The sequence below is a fragment of the Pseudomonas sp. EA_65y_Pfl1_P113 genome (genome assembly GCF_963970525.1).
Classification (GTDB): domain Bacteria; phylum Pseudomonadota; class Gammaproteobacteria; order Pseudomonadales; family Pseudomonadaceae; genus Aquipseudomonas; species Aquipseudomonas tritici.
In genome coordinates this window covers 1-448 of the sequence record NZ_CAXAQM010000600.1, presented here as the reverse complement: position 1 = coordinate 448, position 448 = coordinate 1, and the positions used below count along the sequence as shown (strand labels likewise).

Here is a 448-nt window from a genome sequence, read left to right as displayed (position 1 = left end):
GTCTCGGTCAGATCGTTCGATTCGACCGCGATCAGCGGCGTGAAGCCATCGGGATAGAGCGTGGCGAGCGCCGCGGCATTGGCATTGGCGTCGGTGCCGCCATTGATGCGCGGGGTCGCCGCGCTGGTGCTGTCGCGATGCTGGTATCCGCCAAAGCCATAGAGCGTCCAGCCGGTGTCGCCGAGCGGTGCCGCAGCATTCACATAGCCGGTAAATTGCTCGACCGCCGGGTCGCCGAAGCGCGACCGCACGGTCAGCGGGGTCTTGCGCGGATCGAAGTCGCCACGGCTGGTGGCACCGCGGTTGAGATATTCGCCCGAAATGGTGAGGAAACCGTCCTCGCCGAGTGCAATGCCCTGCCATCCCGACGCGGTCACCGTCTTGCCGTCATGCTCGCTGCGCGCGCCGCGCGCGGTGGTCACGTCGGTGATATATTGCCCGTAGGTGA

Annotated in this window: 1 pseudogene; it reads right to left on the bottom strand. The window is 66.1% G+C overall.

Going from position 1 to position 448, the window contains the following annotated elements:
* Positions 1 to 448, bottom strand: a pseudogene (locus tag AACY52_RS31285) (hypothetical protein); the annotation flags it as partial.